This is a genomic window from Roseibium sp. (assembly GCF_050301095.1).
Classification (GTDB): domain Bacteria; phylum Pseudomonadota; class Alphaproteobacteria; order Rhizobiales; family Stappiaceae; genus Roseibium.
Genome location: NZ_JBNKYW010000003.1, coordinates 1 through 3,730, shown reverse-complemented (window position 1 = coordinate 3,730; position 3,730 = coordinate 1). Strand labels below are relative to the sequence as shown.

The window sequence follows — 3,730 nt, the reverse complement described above, 5'->3', positions numbered from 1 at the left end:
CAACGCGGCCGCCCTGCCGGAGACCATGGTGGAAGCGGAACTCTTCGGTCATGAGGCCGGCGCCTTTACGGGCGCCGACCGTCAGCGGACCGGCCGGATCGAAGCGGCCAGCGGCGGCGTTCTGTTCCTGGATGAGATCGTGTCCATGCCGCTCGGCCTGCAACCGAAGCTGCTGCGGGTCCTGCAGGAGAAAAAAGTCGACCGTATCGGCGGCACGAGGCCGGTGGAGGTCGATATCCGCCTGATCAGCGCCGCCAATCTGGATCCGAGAGAGGCTGTGCGCTCGGGCCGCCTCAGGGAAGATCTGTTGTTCCGGCTGAACACCATCGAGCTTCAGGTGCCGCCCTTGCGAGAGCGCGGACGGGACAGCCTGCTTCTGTTCGATACCTTCCTCAACCGGTTCGCGGCTCAATACGGCCTGGACGCACCGCTCACCAGCGCCCGCGACGAGGCTTTTCTGCAGACCTACTCCTGGCCGGGCAACGTCCGCGAACTGCGCAATGCCGCCGAACGCTTTGTTCTTAATGCAGGCGTCAACCCGCAGCCGCTGGAGGTGCTGGTTACCGGGCAGAGGCAAGATGGCGGGCAGCCTGCGGAAGGCGGCCTCAAGGAACTGATGGATGCTTATGAGCGGACCCTCATTCAGAGCGCATTGCGCCGTCACGGCGGGCGGATCGCCGACGTCATGCGCGAGCTCAACCTGCCTCGCCGGACTCTCAACGAGAAGATGACCCGCCTCGGTCTCAGCAGGGATCAGGCGGTTTCCGAAGATACGCTGGAAAGCTGATCGGCGGATTTCCGCTTGTTCTCCCGGCAGCTCGGCAAGATCTTGCCGAGCTGCAGTGCAGCATCCGGACAGGCCGTGCCGGAAAACCTCAAGAACCTGCGAATTTGCAGTTGTCACGCCGGTTTGGCACGGGTCATGCTAGGGTTTGTTCGACTTGGCACGGGCCTGCTACGCGCAAAGCGCAGGGGCTCAGCAGCCAAGGATCAGGGTACGGACCCGAGAGCTCAAGAATTCAGGGAGGATTTCATGCTCTTTTCACTCAAGTCCGCGACCGCCGTTTCCGCGGCAGCGCTTTCTCTTGTATTTGCAACCGAAACTTTCGCCGCCGACGTTACCTGGAACGTTTCGCTCTGGGGCAAACGCCGCGCCTTCACCGAACATGTCGAGAAACTGGCCGAGGAAGTGGCCGCCAAGACGGACGGCAAGTTCGAGATCAAGCTGCATTACGGTGCGGCTCTTTCCAAATCACGCGAAAACCTTGACGGTATCTCTTTCGGTGCCTTCGAGATGGCGCAGATCTGCGCCTCCTACCATCCGGACAAGAACCCGACCCTGACCGTGCTGGAACTGCCGTTCCTGGGCGTCAAGGACCTTGACCAGGAAGTCAAGGTGTCCATGAAGCTCTATCAGCATCCGGCAGTGAAGGAAGACCTCGCCCGCTGGAGCGCAATGGCCCTCATGCCGTCTCCGATGCCGCAGTACAATTTTGCCGGCAAGGGCGACGTTCCGGCTTCCATCTCCGACTTTGACGGCATGCGTGTGCGCGCTCTCGGCGGCATCGGCCAGCTGATGGAAGCCGTTGGTGCGGTTCCCACCTCCGTGACGGCCTCTGAAACCTATCAGGCCATTGATTCCGGCACCGTGGCGGCCGCCAGCTTTGCACCGCACGCCCACCTTTCCTTCAAGGTGATCGAGGTTGCCAACTGGTGGACCAAGAACCTCAATCCGGGAACCGTGCAATGCCCGGTGGTCGTGAACATCGACGCCTATGAAGCCCTGCCGGACGACTTCAAGGCCGCGCTCGACAGTTCCGTGCAGCCGGCACTGGCGCATTACCTTGAGAATTACGGCAAGGTCTACGAGAAGTGGTGGCCGGAGCTGGAAAAACGCGGCGTCACCCAGGTCGAGTTTTCCGACGAAGAACTGGCGGCTTTCTCCGAAAAAGCCGGCCCGATCCAGACCACCTGGGTGGAAGAAAAGACCGCGGCCGGAATTCCGGCACAGGAAATCCTGGACATGGTCAAATCGACCCTTGCTGAATAAGCCCGGTTAGCCCGGTTTTAAAATAAACACTTCCCGGCGCAACCCGCGCCGGGAAGGCATCGCTCGGGGCTTAACTCATGAACATTTCTGATCCCGGTGGACGTTCCTCCTCGGAGCGCCCGGTCACCTATATCCGTTTCGACGGCTGGCTCGGCCATGTCGAAAATGCCTTCAACCTGTTTGCCGCATTTTCCATTCTCGCCTTGATGCTGCTCGCGGTTGTTCAGGTGGTGGGCCGTCTTGCCTTCAACACGCCGGTACCCGGCTTCATCGATATCACCGAACAGGCCATGGCGATCTTTGCCTTTGCGGGCGTTGCCTACTGCCAGCGCGTCGGCGGCCATATCCGCATGGAACTTGTCCTCGGCAGGCTGAGCGGGCGCACGCTCTATGTTTGCGAGATGCTCGGTGTGCTGCTGATCGCCTTCACGGTTGCCTTGCTGATCTGGGGCTCCTGGTTCCATTTCGACCGGTCGTGGGCGATCGGCGACAGCACCATGGACATCCGCCTGCCGACCTGGCCGTCCAAGCTGATGGTGCCGGTGGCGCTCGGCCTTCTGTTCCTGCGTCTCCTCCTTCAGGTTTACGGCTACGCCCGGCTGGTCGCCGATCCGTCGCGCGAACCCTATGCCGTGCCGGTGATCGAAGGGGTGGAGGAACATGCCCGGCACGAAATCGAAGAAGCCCTTGGCGATGACGTGGTTGAAGGAGATGCCAAATGACACCGTTTGAAGTTGGCCTCCTGATGACTGGCGTTCTGCTTGTGCTCGTCATCATCGGTGTCCGGGTAGCCTTTGCCGCAGCCTTCACCGGCCTCGTCGGCCTGATCATTTTGTTCTCAATGAAGATGGGCTTCGAGCGCGGGTTCTTTGTCGCCCTGAAGATGGCGGGCACCATCCCGCATTCCAAGTCGGTCACCTATGCCTTGTCGGTGCTGCCGACCTTCATCCTGATCGGCTTCCTGGCCTTCTATGCAGGCTTCACCAAACAGCTTTTCGAGGCCGCGAAGCGCTGGCTCGGCTGGCTGCCGGGCGGCATGGCCGTCGGGACGGTGTTCTCCACGGCGGGCTTTGCCGCGGTTTCGGGAGCGTCCGTCGCGACGGCGGCGGTCTTTGCCCGCGTTGCTATCCCGGAGATGCTCGAAGCGGGCTATTCCAAGCGGATGTCGGCCGCGGTTGTCGCCGCCGGCGGAACGCTGGCCTCGCTGATCCCGCCCTCGGCGATCCTCGTGATCTACGCGATCATCGTCGAACAGGACGTGGGCAAGCTGCTGCTGGCGGGCTTCATCCCGGGGGCGTTTTCGGCGGTGGTCTATGGCGGGCTTATCGTAGGGCTGGCGCTGCTGATCCCGAATTTCGGCCCGGCGGTTAAGGGCTTCACTTGGAAGGAACGCTTCGTATCGCTGCCGCCCGCGCTGCCGATCTTCTTCGTGGTGCTGATCATCGTCTTCTTCATCTACAACCCGTTCGGCGGCGATGCCTGGGGCACGCCGACCGAGGGCGGCGCTTTGGGCGCCTTCGTGGTGTTCCTGATGGCGATATTCCGGGGCATGCGCTGGCCGCAGCTGAAGGATGCGCTGCTGGAAACCGCCAAGCTGAGCGCGATGATCTTCACCATCATCTGGGGCGTCCTGATCTATGTGCGGTTCCTAGGCTTCGCCCAGCTGCCGAGCGCCTTTTC

The 3,730-nt window shown here is 61.8% G+C and carries 4 protein-coding genes; all 4 read left to right on the top strand.

Annotated elements, in window-relative coordinates:
* The coding region (locus tag ACQY7U_RS00135; protein WP_428640780.1) for a sigma 54-interacting transcriptional regulator at window positions 1-787 on the top strand (787 nt) is incomplete at its 5' end.
* A gap of 246 nt (window positions 788-1,033) precedes the next feature.
* Window positions 1,034-2,050 carry a C4-dicarboxylate TRAP transporter substrate-binding protein gene (locus ACQY7U_RS00130; protein WP_428640778.1) on the top strand — a complete coding sequence of 339 codons (1,017 nt, stop codon included), beginning with the start codon at window positions 1,034-1,036 and terminating at the stop codon, window positions 2,048-2,050.
* Window positions 2,051-2,127: 77 nt separating this feature from the next.
* A complete protein-coding gene (locus tag ACQY7U_RS00125) occupies window positions 2,128-2,772 on the top strand; it encodes a TRAP transporter small permease subunit (RefSeq protein ID WP_428640776.1) in 645 nt (214 codons plus the stop codon).
* On the top strand, window positions 2,769-3,730 hold a 962-nt coding region (locus ACQY7U_RS00120; RefSeq protein WP_428640775.1), incomplete at its 3' end, for a TRAP transporter large permease subunit. The genes ACQY7U_RS00125 and ACQY7U_RS00120, both read left to right, overlap by 4 nt.

What these genes read in the sequence shown, in the direction of transcription:
- ACQY7U_RS00130 (WP_428640778.1), top strand. Translation starts at nt 1,034, where the DNA reads ATGCTCTTTTCACTCAAGTCCGCGACCGCCGTTTCCGCGGCAGCGCTT.
- ACQY7U_RS00125 (WP_428640776.1), top strand. Translation starts at nt 2,128, where the DNA reads ATGAACATTTCTGATCCCGGTGGACGTTCCTCCTCGGAGCGCCCGGTC.